Below are 17,530 nucleotides of genomic sequence, written 5' to 3'. Positions count from 1 at the left end.
TTATTGTATGAAAACAATTGTGGTGGTATTGATCGCAACGCTGTTCGGGCTTTCTGTTGCCGGCGGTGCTCAACCGGTTTCGGACCTTAAAACCGGCGTCTGGCGGGCGGTTTTAAAGACGAAAGGGGGCGACCTGCCCTTTGGTCTGGAGATCAGCGCCAACGGCCCGGCCTACACCGCCTACGCTCTCAACGGTGCGGAGCGTTTACCGTTCGATAAGGTGTCGGTTGTGGGGGACTCGATTCGGTTGACAATCGATATCTTTGAAGCGGAAATTCGGGCCAAAGTAGAAAACAATACGCTGCGGGGATTCTGGCGCCGGCGCCGAACGGGTCAGAACTACACCTCGCTGCCGTTTCAGGCGCAGCACGGAGTCCGATACCGCTTTATTCCTACCTCCCAAACCCCTGCCATTGATGTCACCGGCCACTGGGCCACGACCTTTCGTTCCGAAACGGATTCGACGGTGGCGGTTGGTGTCTTTAAGCAGAAAGGCAACCAACTGACGGGAACGTTTCTGACCACAACCGGCGATTATCGCTACCTCGAAGGCAATGTTGTGGGCGACACCCTGCTGCTTTCGACCTTCGACGGCACGCATTTGTACCTGTTCAAGGCGAAACGGAAACCGGATAACACCCTGACCGGCGGCTTCTGGTCGGGCGAAAGCGGGTACGAAAGCTGGACGGCCCGGTTTGACCCCGACGCTAAACTGCCCGATGCCACCCGCCTGACGTATTTGAAACCGGGTTACAAAACCGTCGAATTTGCGTTTCCGGACGTGAACGGCAAACCGGTTTCGCTGAAGGATGGGCGGTTTCAGAACAAAGTGGTGGTGGTCCAGATTCTGGGTTCGTGGTGTCCAAACTGCATGGACGAAACCAATTTTCTGAGTCCGTGGTACAAAAAGAACAAAAACCGGGGCGTCGAGATTGTGGGCCTGGCCTACGAAAAATCGGCCGAACTGGCCGAATCGGCCCCGAAAATTCAACGAATGATCGACCGCTTCAAAATTGAGTACCCCGTCGTGCTGGCCGGTACGAACGTGAAATCCGAAGCTTCGAAAACCCTGCCGATGCTCAACCAGGTGGTCGGTTTTCCGACTACGATTGTGATCGACAAAAAAGGGGTCGTTCGCCAGATTCACACGGGTTTCAGCGGACCCGGCACCGGAAAATACTACGACGCGTTCGTGGACGATTTTAACCGATTGATTGATAAATTAGTAGCTGAGTAAACAACAAATTATGAGTCGATAAACGGGACCAGACGCGGGCAAAAGGCTTTTCCAGTGTCTCCCATCTGTGCTCGCTTGTCGGAATCCACATCACTATGAACATGACCCGCCAGGAGAAAGTCCTGCTTTGCATTCTTGCCTGCATCAACTTCACGCACATTGTTGATTTCATCATCATGATGCCGATGGGGCCGCAGCTGATGCGGTTTTTCGGCCTGAATCCGCAGGAATTCAGTTTCATCGTCTCGGCCTACAGCCTCAGCGCCGGAATTTCCGGTTTTCTGGGTGCGTTCTACGTCGACCGCTTTGACCGCAAAAAAGTCGTGCTGACGGCGTACATCGGCTTTGTCGTCGGGACCATCGCCTGTGGCCTGGCGCCGACCTTTGGTTTGCTGGTTGCCGCCCGCACCACGGCCGGTTTGTTCGGCGGGATTCTGGGCGCGCAGGTGTTTTCCATCGTTGCCGATGTGGTTCCTTACGAACGGCGGGCAACGGCCATGTCGATTATCACCACCTCATTTTCGGTGGCATCGGTCGTGGGGGTTCCGCTTGGCCTCTATCTGGCAACCGAAATCAGCTGGCACGCGCCTTTTCTGGCCATTGGCGGTCTGGGCGTGCTGGTAACAGGTCTGATTATCCGTTACGTTCCCGACCTGAATGGGCATCTGCAACACACCAGCGCGAAATTCAACCCGCTGGAAGTGCTCACCTCGATTGTAAAAAACCCCAACCAGCTCCGGGCGCTCTGGCTCACCACGACCATTATGCTGGGCCACTTCAGCATCATTCCGCTGCTGTCGCCCTACCTGGTGGCGAATGTCGGGCTGGCCGAGAGTCAGTTGTACCTGATTTACTTTGTGGGCGGTCTGGTGACCATTTTTACGGGACCGCTGGTCGGGCGGCTGGCTGATAAACGGGGCAAATACCCGGTTTTTGTCGTTTTCGCCCTGCTGTCCATCATTCCCATGTTTTTGCTGACCTCCATGCAGCCATCGAGCCTGACGTATATTTTGTCGGTGAACGCCGTGTTCTTTATTTTCTCCAACGCCCGTTTCATTCCGACGCAGGCGATGGTGACGGCGGTCGTTGACCCGCAACACCGGGGCGGTTTTATGAGTATGAACTCGTCGGTCCAGTTGCTGGCGCAGGCCGCTGCCACCTACGGTGCCGGTTTGCTCGTGACCAAAACCGAGAGCGGGCAGTTGATCCACTATTCGTGGGTTGGGTACCTGGCGATGGCCGCCATTTTTGTGAGCGTTTTTATTGCCCGAAACCTGCACCCGGTCGACGAAACGCCTTCAACGCCCGCGGCTGAAAAACCGGCTGAGCCAGCTACGCCGGATTCGGGGACAATCCGCCGTCCGAGCAAAACGCCGGAAACCGTTTCCTAAATTAGTCGCCAAAAAATTTGGAGGGAATTCGTTCTCTTTTTTATATTTGCACATATCCTATTGACAAAGTATAGTAATGTTTAAAACGGCACAACATCGCACCAGCTACCGCTCTCCCGCGGTTATCGCATCGCCCCTCGTTTCGGCTGGCGGCTGTTGTTGTTTGTCTACCGCGATGAGCTGCTAGCTTATCTTTCCCTAACGACCTTTCAATCAACGGTTTTTTTGACCATCTGACGTTCGACACGCCGACAAAGTGGGTTCGGCACAAAGACGTCAGATTCAATTGGCCCAAAAACATACATAGTCTATAAACGTACTGCCATCATGATCGCTTTTTTTGACACTGTACACGAAGACACCGATCTTTATTCTTCCCCGCAGGTATTCCGGAAACTGGTTCCGGTTTCGCCCCTACATCCGGGCGAAAAAGCCCCTTTGTTTGGTATTCACCGCCAGCGCATCATCGGGCAATACAGCATCTGGCAAACCGATTACTCAAAAACCGTTTCGCTCCACGACTGGCTGCAAACGGGACCGCTGGTGGTTGCCTTTTACAGTTCCGGCTGGAATGGGTACGCTAAAACGTACCTTCCCAAACTGACCCGGCTTCAGGCGCACATCCGGGAAGCGGGCGGTAATTTACTGGTTGTATCGCCCGACTCGCCCGAGTCACTGCAAACGCTGGCCGAACAGCACGATTTGCCGTTTACGATCGCGCAGGATACGGATAATCAGATCGCCGGGAAATTTGGGATTCATTCGACGGATGATCCGGTCTGGAACTGGATTGCCGGCATTACGGAAGATGTCCCCTACCCGGCCCTGTTTCTGGTGGCGCCCGACCGTCACATTCAGTTCAGCTACGTCGACAAGGATTTCGCGGAAGCATTCCCGGCCGAAGCCGTTCTGAATCACCTCGACGAACTGACCGCCGTTCAGACGCTGGCTTTTTACGAGCGGAGTGCCGCCTGATCGGCGGTTTTGGCCGACCGCACCAAACTGAACCGCGCAAACAACTTCCACCGGTTGTGGTTTCTGATGATGAAAACCAGGCATCAGAAACCACAGCCACCGAAATTCGGTGGCTCGGGGTTCGGTCTGGCTGCGAACCCAAACCGCCATGCCGCAATTCCTTGCAGAACCCGAAGCTTTTCTTTTCAAAGACGACGGCACGATTCCGAACAGCACCTACCCGCTGCTGCTTTACCACAACGCCTTTTCGGAAACCGGCCCGGCGGGTGCCTCCTGGCTCGAAAACCGGTTTGCGGCTAACCACTGGACCAACTCCTGGCGCAACGGCGTGTTTCCGTACCATCATTACCACAGCCTTTCGCACGAGGTACTGGGCGTTTACAGCGGCTCGGCCCGGCTGCATCTGGGCGGGGAAAAAGGCCCGAAAATCCGGGTCCGGAGTGGCGATGTCATCGTGATTCCGGCCGGGGTGGGCCACAAACGCCTGGAAGCCTCGGCGGATTTCGGGGTTGTGGGCGCTTATCCCGACGGACGCGATTACGACGTGTTGCGGGGCGAACCCGGCGACCGACCCAAAGCCGATCAGCAGATCGCTACCGTTCCCCTTCCGAAAACCGACCCGCTACAGGGCCAAGATGGCGCGCTGATCCACCTTTGGAAAACCGCCTTATACACCGCCGGGCTTCAGCCGTCCGATTTTTAGCAACCGAAACTAGGCATCGCTTTCATGGACTAAAGTCGGTGGAGACAATGTCCGCTCATCCGCAACTTTTTTAGTAGTTTTGAATGTTATTCTAAGACGACTAAACACTGAAGCGGAGGAGTTGTGACGGATTATATTTCAACCTTAAATGAACCCCAACGGCAGGCCGTGTTGCACGACAACGGACCGCTGATGATTATTGCCGGCGCCGGATCGGGTAAAACCCGGGTGCTGACCTACCGGATTGCCCATCTGATCGAAAAAGGCGTTGACCCGTTCCGGATTTTGTCCTTGACGTTCACCAACAAAGCCGCCGGGGAAATGCGCCACCGGATCGAGAGCGTGGTGGGGTCGGAGGCCCGCAACATCTGGATGGGAACCTTCCACTCGGTTTTTGCCAAAATCCTGCGGATTGAAGCCAAGGCGCTCGGGTATACCAGCAATTTTTCCATTTACGATACCGACGATTCCAAATCCCTGCTGAGAAGCATCATCAAGGAGTTTGCGATGGATGATAAGGTCTACCGCCCTAATATGGTGTTTGCGCGCATTTCGGGGGCCAAAAACCGGCTCGTTGGCTGGGCCGATTACCTGGCTAATCCGCTCATCCAGGCAGACGATGCGGCCGCCCGGATGCCCGAAATTGGCCGGATTTACAAAGCGTACGCCATGCGTTGCTTTCAGGCCAACGCGATGGATTTCGACGATCTGCTGTTCAATACGAACGTGCTGTTCCGCGATCACCTCGACATTCTGAACAAGTACCAGCATAAATTCAGGCATGTGCTGGTCGATGAGTTTCAGGATACGAACGTGTCGCAGTATCTGATCACCCGGAAACTCTCGGCGGTGAACCAGAATATTTGCATCGTGGGCGACGATGCCCAGAGTATTTACGCGTTCCGGGGCGCCAACATCGAAAACATCCTGAATTTCGAGAAGGACTTTCCGGATGTTACCACGATCAAACTGGAGCAGAATTACCGCTCGACCAAGACCATCGTCAACGCGGCCAATTCCATTATTGCCCGCAACCGGGCGCAGTTGCGGAAAAGCGTTTTTACTGACAATGAAGAAGGTACGCTGATCGACGTGATCAAAGCCGCTTCCGACAACGAGGAAGGCCGGTTGATTGCCACTTCGCTCTTCGAAGCCAAGATGCAGGAAGGGCTGCGCAACACCGATTTTGCGATTCTCTACCGCACCAACGCCCAGTCGCGGGCGTTTGAGGAAGCCCTTCGGCGGCTGAGCATCAAATACCGGATCATCGGCGGGCTGTCGTTCTATCAGCGGAAGGAAATCAAGGACTTGCTGGCGTATCTGCGGTTTACGGTCAACCAGAACGACGAAGAAGCCTTTAAACGCATCATTAACCTGCCCAAACGCGGCATTGGCGACACGACCGTGGCCAAGATTTCGGTCGTAGCTGCCGAAAACCAGGTGCCGATCTGGGAGGTGGTTAGCAATGTGGGCAAATACGTGGCCGGCCGGGCCGGGATTGCCATCGAAGGGTTTGCCGACCTGATCAAGAGCTTTCAACTGCTGCTCGAAAAGAAAGATGCCTATGATGTGGCCGCGCACGTCGCCAAATCATCCGGTATTCTAAAGGAATTATACGACGACAAAACCGTCGAAGGACTGTCGCGCTACGAAAACGTGCAGGCGTTGTTGAACTCCATCAAGGAATTCGTCGACAATCCGGACAACGACGACAAAAGCCTGAGCGCCTTTTTACAGGTGGTTTCGCTCCTGACCAGCGCCGACGAAAAAGACGATGACGGCGACAACGACAAGGTGACGCTCATGACCATTCACGGTGCGAAGGGGCTGGAGTTCCGGAATGTCTTTATCGTGGGTCTGGAAGAAGATTTGTTTCCCTCGCAGATGATGCTCGAAAGCCGGGCCGATCTGGAAGAAGAACGGCGGTTGTTTTACGTGGCGATTACGCGCGCTGAGAAAAAGCTGACGGTTTCCTACGCCGAATCGCGCTACCATTACGGCCGGTTGAAGGTCTGCGAACCCAGCCGGTTTTTGATGGAAATCAACCCGGACTTCCTGAAAATGGCGAAAATCCGGCACACCGAACGGGAAGACCGCGCCGAGTCGAAGCGGGAAACGCCCTCGGGTGGTTCGATGAGCTTTGTGCGGAGCCTGGCCCAAAAAACCGCCCGCCAGCAGGTTCCGCAACCTACGGTCGCCCACGTTCCGTCGAGTGATTTTGCGCCCAGCGATACGTCGAAACTGGCCGAGGGCATGCGCGTGGAGCACCTGAAATTTGGTTTCGGGCTGGTGCAGAAAGTGGATCAGGATGGCAACGACCGCAAAGCTGTCATCAAGTTTGAAACCGCCGGGGAAAAAACCCTGCTGCTGAGTTTTGCGAAGCTGAAGATTGTAAGCTAATAGCGACAAAGCGCTCAAAAGCTTTCTCTCAAACCTGCCAGGGCCGGGCAATCCCGCCTTGCCACTCTGGCAGGTATTACCACCATAAGTATACGGGGCGGATTGGCGTCTTTTGGTTAAAACCCCTCTTAACCAATGCTTTCCGACGTCAACACCGGTTCGGCCCCGCTCCATTTAGAACGCGAGGATGCCCCAAGGCCCAAAAGGCTGTTATCCATCGACGCCCTGCGCGGTTTTGATATGCTCCTGATTGCGGGCGGAGGAACGTTTCTGGTTCTGCTAAAAGGAAAAACCGGCTTGTCCTGGGTCGACTGGATGGCCGACCAGCTCACCCACCCGGCCTGGAACGGTTTTACTTTTTACGACTTCATTTTTCCGCTTTTTCTGTTCATTGCGGGCGTTTCGCTGAGTTTTTCCCTGACTGCTGGGTTAGCCAACGGACTGGAAAAAACCGTATTGTACCGCAAGGCTTTTCGGCGCTTTATCATTCTTTTTTTGCTGGGCGTTCTCGATAAAAACGTTCCACTCGACATCTTCGACCCGGCCCATATTCGCTACGGGACGGTTTTGGGCCGCATCGGGATTGCCAGTTTCGCGGCTACAATTCTGTTTCTCAACCTTTCCTGGAAACAGCGATTGTGGTGGGTCGGCGGTATTCTGCTGGTCTACTACGCAGCTCTGTTTCTGATTCCGGTTCCGGGTTTCGGCAGCGGTGATTTGTCGTTTGAAGGCAATCTGGTGGGCTGGTTCGACCGCACGTTTATGCCCGGCCGATTGCTCCAGAAAACCTACGACGAAAACGCCCTGCTGACGCAGTTTCCGGCCCACTGCCTGGCGGTGATCGGAACCGTAGCCGGTGAACTGCTGCAATCAGACAAAACCGACCGCCAGAAACTGCTGTCACTGGTTGTTCCGGGTTTGTACAGCATTGCCGCCGGCGTGCTCTGGAGCCTGCATTTTCCGCTCAACAAGCACTTGTGGACCAGTTCGTTTATTCTGGTGACGGGCGGGATGGGGCTTGTTTTTCTGGCGGTTTTTTACGGACTCATCGACGTGCTGGGCTACCGGAAATGGTCGTTTTTCTTTAAAGTGATCGGCATGAATTCGATTGTTGTGTACCTGGCGTACCGGTTTATTGACTTCGACCATACCTCGCAACTTCTGTTTGGAGGATTTTACAAGTACGCAGCCGAACCCTGGCACGAAACCCTGCGGGCCCTGGGCGCGCTGGGCCTCGTCTGGACGATGTTGTACATTCTGTACCGAAACCGGATTTTCGTCAGGATCTAAATTTAACAGGAACGCAACGCTGTCCGATCCGCGTTCCTGTCGAAAAATCAAAATTTCCGGCGGTTGGTTACTTTTGCGCTATGATTCGCTTTTTCACGGAAGATACCCCGTTCAATCTGCCCCAAAAAATTCCGACTCGTCAGTGGCTCACGGCGCTGGCGAAACGGGAAGCGTTCAGCGTCGGCGAACTGAATTATATTTTCTGTTCCGACGACTACCTGCTGCAAGTCAACCGCGAATACCTCGACCACGATTATTACACCGATATCATTACATTTGATAACTCGGAGGAGGAAAACCGGCTGGAAGGCGATATCTTCATCAGCATTGACCGCGTTCGCGACAACGCCAGCCAGTTGACGGTTTCGGAAGAGCAGGAATTGCGCCGGGTGCTGGCGCACGGTTTGCTGCACCTTTGCGGCTACGGCGACAAAACCGACGAAGAAGCCCAACGTATGCGGCAAAAAGAAGAAGAAAGTCTGACCGCGTGGGCCGACCATTCGCTCAAAGCGTCCGGCGGTTCGTCGGACAAGTGATCGAAAATACCTACTTTTGTGAGCCTGACAAGGGTCAGGCTTTTTCCACTTGAAGCCATGTAATCGTCCACAAGCTTTTTTCCGGTAACGGATGTGCCCTTGCCGCCCGGCAAGGTGCTTGTGAAACGTTTATCCTTTATGAACATGGCCATTTCCCGAAAATACGGTCGCACGTACCACTACCCCTTTTCGCCCGGTACGACCAGCGACGACCGCATCAACCACAACTACCAAACCGATCTCGACGGCATCGAGACGTTGGTGCATACCGAAAAACTTGATGGCGAAAACAACTGTCTGAACCGGCACGGCGTTTTTGCCCGCTCCCACGCGGCTCCCACCCAATCGCCCTGGACGCGCTTCCTCCGCGAACATTGGGAACGAATCCGGCAGGATCTGGGCACTCTGGAGGTGTTTGGCGAAAACCTTTACGCCGTTCATTCCATTGAATACCGGCAACTGCAGCATCATTTTTACGTATTTGCCATCCGCGAACACGACGCCTGGCTATCCTGGGAAGAAACCCGGTTTTACGCCCAGCTGCTCGATTTTCCGGTCGTTCCCGAATTGCAGCCGGCTCACGCTCTGGTCAGCGCCGGAAGCCTCGAGAAGCAGGTGAAAGAATGGGCTTCGCAACCCAGCCAGCTGGATTCTTACGACGCGTTGATGGGCCAGCCCTGCACGATGGAAGGCGTGGTGAGCCGGAATACGCTTGGTTATTCCGTTGACGCCTTCGGGCAAAATGTGTTCAAGTACGTCCGGGCGGGGCACGTTCAAACCGGCGAACACTGGACACGCACCTGGAAGCGGGCACCGCTGCTTCGCGAATCGTCCGATAAGCTTTCACTCCAAACGACAAGCGGTTTATGTGGCAGTTGACTTCACGCAAAAACTGGGGCGAACTGGAGGAGCAGTACGGTTTTGTCCGGGACATGGACGGGGTTCCCCAGGATCCGCGTCACCACGCCGAGGGCGATGTGGCCGTGCATACCCAAATGGTCATCGAGCACTTGCAGCAACTGACCGACTACCAGCAGATCTCGCCACAGGATCAGGAAATTCTGTGGACGGCGTCCCTGTTGCACGATGTCGAAAAGCGGTCGACGACGGTACTTGAAACCGACGGCAGCATCACCGCCCGGGGGCATGCCCGGCGGGGTGCGCAAACAAGCCGGGAATTGCTGTACCGTCATTTCCCGACGCCATTCGAAATTCGCGAGCCGATTGTCAAGCTGGTGCGTTACCACGGCCTGCCGCTCTGGATTTTTGAAAAACCGGATCCGCTGAAAGCGTTGTTGCAAGCCAGTCTGGAGGTCGATACGCGGTTGCTGGCGCTCCTGGCCGAAGCCGACGTTCGCGGCCGGTATTGTGCAGACCAGGCCAATCTCCTCGAAAAAGTAGCTTTTTTCCGGGCGTACTGCGAAGAAAATGACTGTTGGGGCAAACCGTATCCCTTTTCTTCCGGGCTGAGTCGGTTCACGTATTTTTACAAAGAAGACAGCCTTCCAACGTACGAGCCGTATGACACGACGGTTTGCGAAGTGGTGGTGTTGTCGGGTTTGCCGGGAGCGGGAAAGGACACCTATATTAGCCGGAATCTGCCCGATTGGCCGGTGGTTTGTCTGGACGATTTTCGGCGGCAACTCCGGATTGCCCCAACCGACCGCGAAGGCACGGGATACGTCGTTCAACTGGCGAAAGAGAAAGCCAAGAGCCTGCTCCGGCAGCGCACGTCGTTTGTGTGGAATGCAACCACGCTGACCCGGCAGCTTCGCCAACAGCTGATTGACCTGTTTGTGGTTTACAAAGCCCGCATCCGGCTGGTGTATCTGGAAGTGCCCTACGCCCGGCTGGATCAGCAAAACCGCAACCGGATTCACGTCGTTCCGGATGTGGCCATGGACCGGATGATCAACCGGCTGGAAATTCCGGCCGTCTGGGAAGCACACGAAATCCTTTACGAAGTTAGTAGCTAATGGCTTGATTCAGTACGACAAATTTTCGTATTTGCCATCCGTACAACAACCGCATCTCATACCGAATTCGTTTATGCCATTCACCGAGCAAGATCAGCATCAGATTCTGGCGCAGGGCGCGACCCTGGAGCAGGTTGACGAACAGATCCAACATTTTATCGATAATTTCCCGTATCTGCCCGTCATTAAAGCCGCAACGGTCGGCGACGGCCTCATTCGCGTCGATGAGCAGGAAGCAGACGCCCTGGTGACCCGTTTCGACCGGCAGGCGCCTTCGCTGTCGCTGCTGAAATTTGTTCCGGCTTCGGGGGCGGCTACGCGGATGTTCAAATCCTTATTTGCCGCCCTGGAAGGCAAATCTGATAAATCGGTCGAAGAGTTTTTCAGCCGCCTGTCCGATTTTGCGTTTTACGACGTATTGAAAGGCGTTTCGGGGGAAACCGACCGGCACGTGCTGAGTGCCTTGTTGACCGACGAAGGACTGGATTACGGCAGTCTTCCCAAAGGCTTGCTCCTTTTCCACCGCTATCCCGAAGGGCCGCGTACCCCCGTAGAAGAACACCTGATCGAAGGTGCGGTGTATGCCAACTCCGGCGGCCGCGTCCGGATTCACTTTACGGTTTCGCCCGAACACCGCAGCCGGTTTGAAGAACTGATCGAGCGCGTTCGGCCGGATTATGAAGCCCTGTTGGGCGTTACGTTCGAGGTTACCTTTTCGGAACAGAAAAAATCGACCGATACCATTTCGGTTAATCCGGATAATACGCCCTTCCGCAACGCCGACGGTTCGCTGCTGTTCCGCCCGGCGGGTCATGGCGCCCTGATCGAAAACCTGAACGATATCGACGCCGACGTGGTGTTTATCAAAAACATCGACAACGTCGTCCCGGATGAGCTAAAGGAAAATACCTTCGTCTACAAAAAGGTGCTGGGCGCCATTCTGCTCGATGTGCAGCAGCAGATTTTCCGGTTTCAGGAGTTGCTGAGCGACGATATGGTCAGCGAAGGTTACCTGACCGAACTGGATGAATTTCTGCGCAATACGCTCTGCATTCTGCCCCCCGACGGGTTTGATGGCTGGACGCAGGACGAAAAAGTTGATTATTTCCGCCAGAAACTCGACCGTCCGCTGCGGGCCTGTGGCATGGTCAAAAATGTAGGCGAACCCGGGGGAGGACCGTTCTGGGCCAAAAATTCCGACGGCTCGGTGTCGTTGCAAATCGTGGAGTCGGCGCAGATCGATTTGGGCAATGCCGATCAAAAGCAGATTTTCGATACGGCGACGCACTTTAATCCGGTCGATCTGGTCTGTGCGCTGAAAAACCGGGAGGGCGAAAAATACAATCTGCCCGCGTACCGCGATCCGCAGACCGGTTTTATTACCTCCAAATCCAAAGATGGCAAGGAACTCAAGGCGCAGGAACTGCCCGGTTTGTGGAACGGCGCCATGGCCGACTGGAACACGGTTTTTGTGGAGGTTCCGCTGATTACGTTCAACCCGGTGAAAACCGTGAATGATTTACTGCGGAAAGAACACCAGCCGTCATAAGGGCGGTATTTTTGGTTTTCGGTATACGGTTTACGCCGGGATTCACAATCACGCGTTAGCCACCGTATACCGAAAACCGTAAACTATTTATTCTCCGTATCGACCAGATTCACCACCACTTCCTGGTGTTCAGCCTCCCGACGGACAAAAGCGGCCAGCGTAGTTTTTTCGTAAACCGCCAGATTAGCGTCCCGGACCCGTTCCATGATGGGCCGGATGGCGCAGGCAATTTCGTCGTTGCAGTCGTCGCAGCGGACGTAAAAATTAAGCGAAACACAGGGCGTGGGTGCAATCGGGCCGTCGATGACCCGCAGCACCTGCGCCAGATTGACGCGCTCCGGATCCACGCGCAGCAAATAACCACCTCCTTTGCCCTTCTGACTTTGCAGAATGCCGTGGTTACGCAGTTCGAGCAGGATTGCTTCCAGGAATTTTTTGGGAATATTCTCTTTCGCCGAAATATAGGAAATCAGGATGGGGCCCTTTCCGAATTCTTCGGTCAGAACTTTCAACGCTTTGATGGCATACTTGGCTTTTTTGGAAATCATTGTGTGATGGCTATAGCGTTTTGGTGTCGGGTTAAAACAAACAGATACATCGCCTACGGCAAAATAACGTCGTCTCCGCGGAATTGGTGCAGATGGCGTTCAAATACTGCGTAATCGGCTGAATCTATTGGTCGGTCTATCAGGTTGCAGCGTAAAAAAACCGCCCGGGCGAAAGCATCGTGTTGCCGGGAAAAGGCGGTTTTGGGATAACAAACCGCTCACAAAAAACCCGGAACGTCGGCCTGAATTTGCTATCCACTTAGCAAGGTAGTGACTTTTAAATTTGTAGACAACTGTTCCAATGGATTTTGTAGACAAACCGGGTCACTCAACGGGCACCCACTAAAAAAGAAAAAAGCCGGAGCAGAGCTCCGGCCTTTTCGTGCGACACCAAATATAAAAAATTGAGTTTATTTCAGCGTATAATCGGCATTTTGCGGATCGAAGTTGGTCCAGGTTTCGGTCCAGTCCGTAGTTCCGAAAGCACCAATGTAGTTCGTCGCTTCCAGGCCCGTCGGCAGCGTTACGCCACCCGTCAGCAGCGGAGAGCCGGTTTGCAGCAGCAGCCCCGGTTTGCCGGTCAGCACGTTGAAGTTAGTGGCCAGTTTCAGATCAGCTTCTTTCGCACCGAACGTGTTCTTGCGATCGGCGGCTTTCAGCAGCACCGTATCACCCGTCACCACCGACTTACCGTTGACGATCGTCAGACCCCGGTAATCGCTTTTGCCGGTTTTAAAGTTGTTTTGCGCAGCCTCTGCTTCCAGCTCCAGCCCTCCTTTCGGGAAAGCACCTACCACCGTTGAGTTGAAAATGCTGATGGCCGAGTTCCGGCGAATCCGGAACGCCGAGCGGAATTTGCTGTTTACCGCTCCGGGGCCCATGAACACGCTCACGTTGCTAAATTTAGCCGAAGTTTGCGGCAGATCGGCCGAGCCGGTTCCGTCGTTGTCAGACTCAAAACCGTTCGAATCCGAACACGTACACTGATCGGCAACCGCCGGGTCGCGCAGAATCCAGCCGTACTGAACCGTTCCGCTGTAGCCGTAATCCGTATCAAAATCGTCGTCCAGCGTCCGGTAAGCCACCAGGTGTTTCGCGTTAACGGTTCCACCGAACCACTCAAACGCATCATCGCCGGAATACGACACCTGCACGTAGTCGATCACGGTACCGTTGCCGACACCCGCCAGCGTCAGGGCGTTAATTTCTTTATCCGTCTGGAAAGCGATTCCGGCAAACTCGATCCGAACGTACCGGATCACACCGGAGTTGTCGGCTGCATCGCCCGTGGCGCTACCCGGCACCACCGATACTTCTTCACCTTCAATTTTGAAATCCTTTTTGTTGGCCGGCGCTTTTCCCATGATGACCACACCGCCCCAGTCGCCCGCCCGGCGTGAGCCAGCCGCCTGATTCGACGTAAAAATGATCGGTTTTTCTTTTGTTCCGTCGGCGATGATTTTTGCACCCGGCAGAATGAACAGCGTTCCTTTCGATGCCTGATCGCCTTTGATGATCGTACCCGCTTCTATGGTCAGCGTGACGCCCGGCTGAACATAGACAAAGCCTTTCAGCAAATACTGGTTTTTAGCCGCCCAGGTTGTATTCTGCGTGATGTTACCACTCACCTCCGTTACCTGACCAGGAACCGGCTCCGGACCCAGATCATCATCGTCATCACCATTATTGTTACAGGAAACCATAGTGCCCAGTGTGACCACGCACATCAGCAGCGCCAGCATCCAGGTTGTTAACTTTTTCATGTGTATTCAGCGATTGTTTATTGGTTAGTTAATTGGTGTTCAAAAACTTAGAAGCGGTAAACGACCCCCACGGTGGAATACGAACCGCGTTTAAAGCGCTGGTAAACGTCGTCGCTATCCGTGATTTTCTTGTCCAGGTTCGAATCCTGAATCAGACGGAACGGCTGGTTGAGCAGATCCTGAATCCCGGCCCGCAGCTCGAAGTGCTCGCCCACCCGCTTGGTGACGGTCAGGTCGATGGCGTTACGCGGCATTTCGTAGATCGTGGGTTGCACCGAACGGTCGCCCACCGCAAAAATCCGGCGGCCAATCACGTTGTAGAGCAGGTTGACCTGCCAGCCCTGTTTTTCGTCGGCGTAATAGAGTCCGGCGTTGATCAGGTAAGGCGACTGGCCCTGCAGCGAACGGTTGTTTTCCTGACCGACGAAGGAATTGATGACCGAGCTTTTGATCAGGGCCGCGTTCAGCAACACCGTCATGTTGTCCAGAAAACCGGAACCGCTCACGCCCCGCAGCGACCGGCGGGCTTCCAGTTCGAGGCCCATGCTGTAGGCGTTGTTGGCGTTATCGACCGTGTACGAGACCCCGCTGCCCGAATAGTTGATTTTGGCTTCAATCGGGTTGATAAAGTATTTGTAGAAAGCCGCCAGCGAAATCAGCTGGCCTTCCGACGGATAGAACTCGAAGCGGGCGTCGGCATTGTGAATCCGGGCGGTTTTCAGGTTCGGGTTCCCAACGCGCGACACGTCGTAGTTAAAGTCGTAGTACGAAAACTGCGCCAGCTCCCGGAACTCCGGCCGGTTGACGGACATACTATACGCCAGCCGAATCAGCGACTTGTCGGTCAGATTATAGGATGCGTTAACCGACGGCAGCGGGCTAAACAGCGGATTGTCAACCCGAATCCGTTGCACACCGTTCACCACACTCTGCAGTTGCTGGCGGTTGTATTCGCCCCGGAAACCAACCGTGGCATTAAACCGGGCCGACAACGGGATGTAGGCACCCACGTAGCCCGAAACCAGCAGGTTCTGCGCATCGTAGCGGTCCTGCGTGTTCGTTCCTTCGTTGTAATACAAACCGGTTGACGACAGATTCGAGGTCCGGAAGAACTGCTCCGGCGATTGCGACAGCACCTCGGCGCTGACGTTGTTGGGGTTTACGATCCCGAAATACCGCGCCCGGAACGCCCGGTCTTTGTATTCGGTGTAGGCACCGGCCCGCAGTTTGAGAATTTGCTTGTCTTCCGTTTCGGCCGGAGCGGCTTTTTTGAATTCATAATCGACGCGGCCCGTGGTGACATATTCCGTCAGGTTTGAATAAAACCGGGCGGCATTCTGGAAGGTCGGGCTGGGCTGCTGCGGAACGTCGATGCGGAACGGTTCGTTGCTGCCCTGCGGACGGCTCGACGTAAACCGGCGGTAGTCGGGCTCCTGGCGGTTCGTAAAACCGTACCCGCCCGTCCAGCGCAGACGGCTCTGTCCGTTCAGTTCGTGCGTACCGCTCAACTGGCCGGTGTAAATGCTTTTCTGCTCGTAGCGAAACGCGTAGTTATTCAGTTCCAGGTTGTTATCGTTGTAACCATCCCGCAGCGTCGTTTCTTTCGTACCCAGCTGGTTGAACAGGTTGCGGAACTCAATTTTCGTCCGCGGATTCAGAATCAATGCCCAGTTGGTCAGCACCCCCAGGCGCGTGTTTTCCGACAGAAACTGATCGTTGTAGGCGTATTGAATATCGCTCCTTCCGGTGGTGGGGTCGGTGGCAAAATACCGGTACTGCTCGACGTTCGAGAAGGTGTGCGTGTTCGTGTAGTTGAAGTTGGTAAAGTTGGTCAGCTCCTTGCTGCCGATGTAAAACCGCTTGCTGAAACCCAGTTGCGCCCGCAAATCCGGCGACACCATCTTGTTTTGCAGCGTGAAATAGGGCGAAAGTGATCTGAACTTGTTTACCACCGGCTCCGACGAAGCGCCAAAGGAGTTGATCCGGCGTTGTGACGGGAAATTGGCCGGCAACCGGCGCGTACCGTCGTCGAAACCAAGCCAGTCGGTTTTGCCGCCCTGGTAGGTGTTGTGGTTCTGGAAGGTGGTGTTGGCGCGGTAGGACGTAGAAAAACCGGCGTAGAAGCTGTTGGCGTCCGGGATGGTTTTCGTGTAAATCTTGATGATACCGCCCCCGAAGTCACCCGGCAATTCGGCGGCTCCCGATTTGAAGATCAGCATCCGGTCGATGGCCGAACTCGGAATGAGATCGAACGAAAAGGATTTGATGTCAACTTCCGTCGAAGGCGTAATGATGTCGTTAAGCATCACCGTGTTATACCGCTCGTTCAAGCCGCGTACGATGACGAAGCGGTCGTCCTGAATCGAGATGCCCGGCACCCGGCGGATCACCTGCGAGGCATCGCGGTCCTGGCTGCGGGAGATTTGCTGCGCCGAAATTCCGACGGCCACCTGCTCGATCTGCTTGATTTCGGTGATGACGGCCATTTCGGTGTTGGTGCCGCGCTGGCCTTTTACGATGACTTCCGCCAGCGTTTTGTTGTCTTCTTCGAGGGCCGAGTTGATCAGGGTTGTTTTCCCGGCTTCAACGCGCACGTTGTCGATGGTTTTCGTAGCGTAGGAAACGTAGCTGATTTGCAGTTGGAGAACCCCGGCGGGGACTTTGGCAATCTCGAAATTGCCTTCGATGTCGGTGACCGAACCCAGAACCGGGTTGGAGCCGACGACCTGAATCGTGGCGCCGATGATGGCTTCGTTATTCTTGGCGTCTTTGATGGTCCCTTTGAGGGACCCGCTCTGGGCGAATGCCGCTAAGCTGAAGAAAAGCAGGTTAATTCCTGTTAAAAATACTTTCATGTTTTGGTGTCTTTTTGAACACCCAAAAGTAGAGCAGCAATATTACCCCAGTGTTACGGGAAGGTTATGGGAGGATTGTGTTTTTTCGGGATGGCTTTAAAAACCGGCAGACCGGTATGAGCGACCAGAGACCGCCAGATCGCATTTCGTATTTTTTAAACTGAAATACCGGCATTTCAGCTGTAAATAACTGACTGTAAGATGATTGTCAGCGTTACTAAATGCTACTGGTCAATTTAAATTGATGCGGAAATGCGCCACCGTATTTATGCGTTAGCGGACCTTATAAAGATGGTATTATAAGAAC

At 54.5% G+C, this 17,530-nt stretch carries 13 protein-coding genes; 10 read left to right on the top strand and 3 right to left on the bottom strand.

The window, feature by feature from the left end; all coding sequences use genetic code 11:
* Positions 1 to 7 precede the first annotated feature (7 nt).
* From ACYVHX_RS20560 to ACYVHX_RS20515, 10 genes are all read left to right on the top strand, one after another.
* Positions 8 to 1,237 carry a peroxiredoxin family protein gene (locus ACYVHX_RS20560; protein WP_460673567.1) on the top strand — a complete coding sequence of 410 codons (1,230 nt, stop codon included), beginning with the start codon at positions 8 to 10 and terminating at the stop codon, positions 1,235 to 1,237.
* Between the two features lie 95 nt (positions 1,238 to 1,332).
* Positions 1,333 to 2,628, top strand: a complete 1,296-nt coding sequence (locus tag ACYVHX_RS20555) for an MFS transporter (protein WP_460673566.1) — start codon at positions 1,333 to 1,335, stop codon at positions 2,626 to 2,628.
* A gap of 327 nt (positions 2,629 to 2,955) precedes the next feature.
* A complete protein-coding gene (locus ACYVHX_RS20550) occupies positions 2,956 to 3,603 on the top strand; it encodes a redoxin domain-containing protein (RefSeq protein WP_460673565.1) in 648 nt (215 codons plus the stop codon).
* Between the two features lie 148 nt (positions 3,604 to 3,751).
* A complete protein-coding gene (locus tag ACYVHX_RS20545; protein ID WP_460673564.1) occupies positions 3,752 to 4,306 on the top strand; it encodes a cupin domain-containing protein in 555 nt (184 codons plus the stop codon).
* Positions 4,307 to 4,429: 123 nt separating this feature from the next.
* Positions 4,430 to 6,706 (top strand): ATP-dependent helicase, encoded by a 2,277-nt coding sequence (locus ACYVHX_RS20540; RefSeq protein WP_460673563.1) that lies wholly within the window; start codon positions 4,430 to 4,432, stop codon positions 6,704 to 6,706.
* A 135-nt stretch (positions 6,707 to 6,841) separates the two neighbouring features.
* Positions 6,842 to 7,996, top strand: coding sequence for an acyltransferase family protein (locus tag ACYVHX_RS20535; protein ID WP_460673562.1), 1,155 nt, complete (start codon positions 6,842 to 6,844; stop codon positions 7,994 to 7,996).
* Positions 7,997 to 8,076: 80 nt separating this feature from the next.
* The gene (gene ybeY / locus ACYVHX_RS20530) at positions 8,077 to 8,532 is read left to right on the top strand and encodes an rRNA maturation RNase YbeY (protein ID WP_460673561.1); all 456 of its coding nucleotides are present in this window, start codon (positions 8,077 to 8,079) and stop codon (positions 8,530 to 8,532) included.
* 144 nt (positions 8,533 to 8,676) lie between these two features.
* Positions 8,677 to 9,411: an RNA ligase family protein gene (locus ACYVHX_RS20525; protein ID WP_460673560.1), complete on the top strand. Its 735-nt coding sequence runs from the start codon at positions 8,677 to 8,679 to the stop codon at positions 9,409 to 9,411.
* Positions 9,399 to 10,508, top strand: coding sequence for an AAA family ATPase (locus ACYVHX_RS20520; RefSeq protein WP_460673559.1), 1,110 nt, complete (start codon positions 9,399 to 9,401; stop codon positions 10,506 to 10,508). The genes ACYVHX_RS20525 and ACYVHX_RS20520 overlap by 13 nt, the downstream gene beginning before the upstream one ends.
* A 73-nt stretch (positions 10,509 to 10,581) precedes the next feature.
* Positions 10,582 to 12,057, top strand: a complete 1,476-nt coding sequence (locus tag ACYVHX_RS20515) for a DUF4301 family protein (protein ID WP_460673558.1) — start codon at positions 10,582 to 10,584, stop codon at positions 12,055 to 12,057.
* An 83-nt stretch (positions 12,058 to 12,140) separates the two neighbouring features.
* Here ACYVHX_RS20515 and ACYVHX_RS20510 read toward each other — a convergent pair whose 3' ends face one another.
* The 3 genes from ACYVHX_RS20510 to ACYVHX_RS20500 all read right to left on the bottom strand — a co-directional run bounded on the left by ACYVHX_RS20510 (position 12,141) and on the right by ACYVHX_RS20500 (position 17,223).
* Positions 12,141 to 12,605, bottom strand: a complete 465-nt coding sequence (locus ACYVHX_RS20510) for an RrF2 family transcriptional regulator (protein ID WP_460673557.1) — start codon at positions 12,603 to 12,605, stop codon at positions 12,141 to 12,143.
* Between the two features lie 410 nt (positions 12,606 to 13,015).
* On the bottom strand, positions 13,016 to 14,368 hold the full coding sequence (locus tag ACYVHX_RS20505) for a T9SS C-terminal target domain-containing protein (RefSeq protein ID WP_460673556.1): 1,353 nt from the start codon (positions 14,366 to 14,368) through the stop codon (positions 13,016 to 13,018).
* A gap of 47 nt (positions 14,369 to 14,415) precedes the next feature.
* A complete protein-coding gene (locus ACYVHX_RS20500) occupies positions 14,416 to 17,223 on the bottom strand; it encodes a TonB-dependent receptor (protein ID WP_460673555.1) in 2,808 nt (935 codons plus the stop codon).
* Positions 17,224 to 17,530: the final 307 nt, after the last annotated feature.

This window comes from Larkinella ripae (assembly GCF_054780775.1).
Note: the sequence above shows the minus strand (reverse complement) of the source record. Positions and strands in the feature narration are given on the sequence as shown.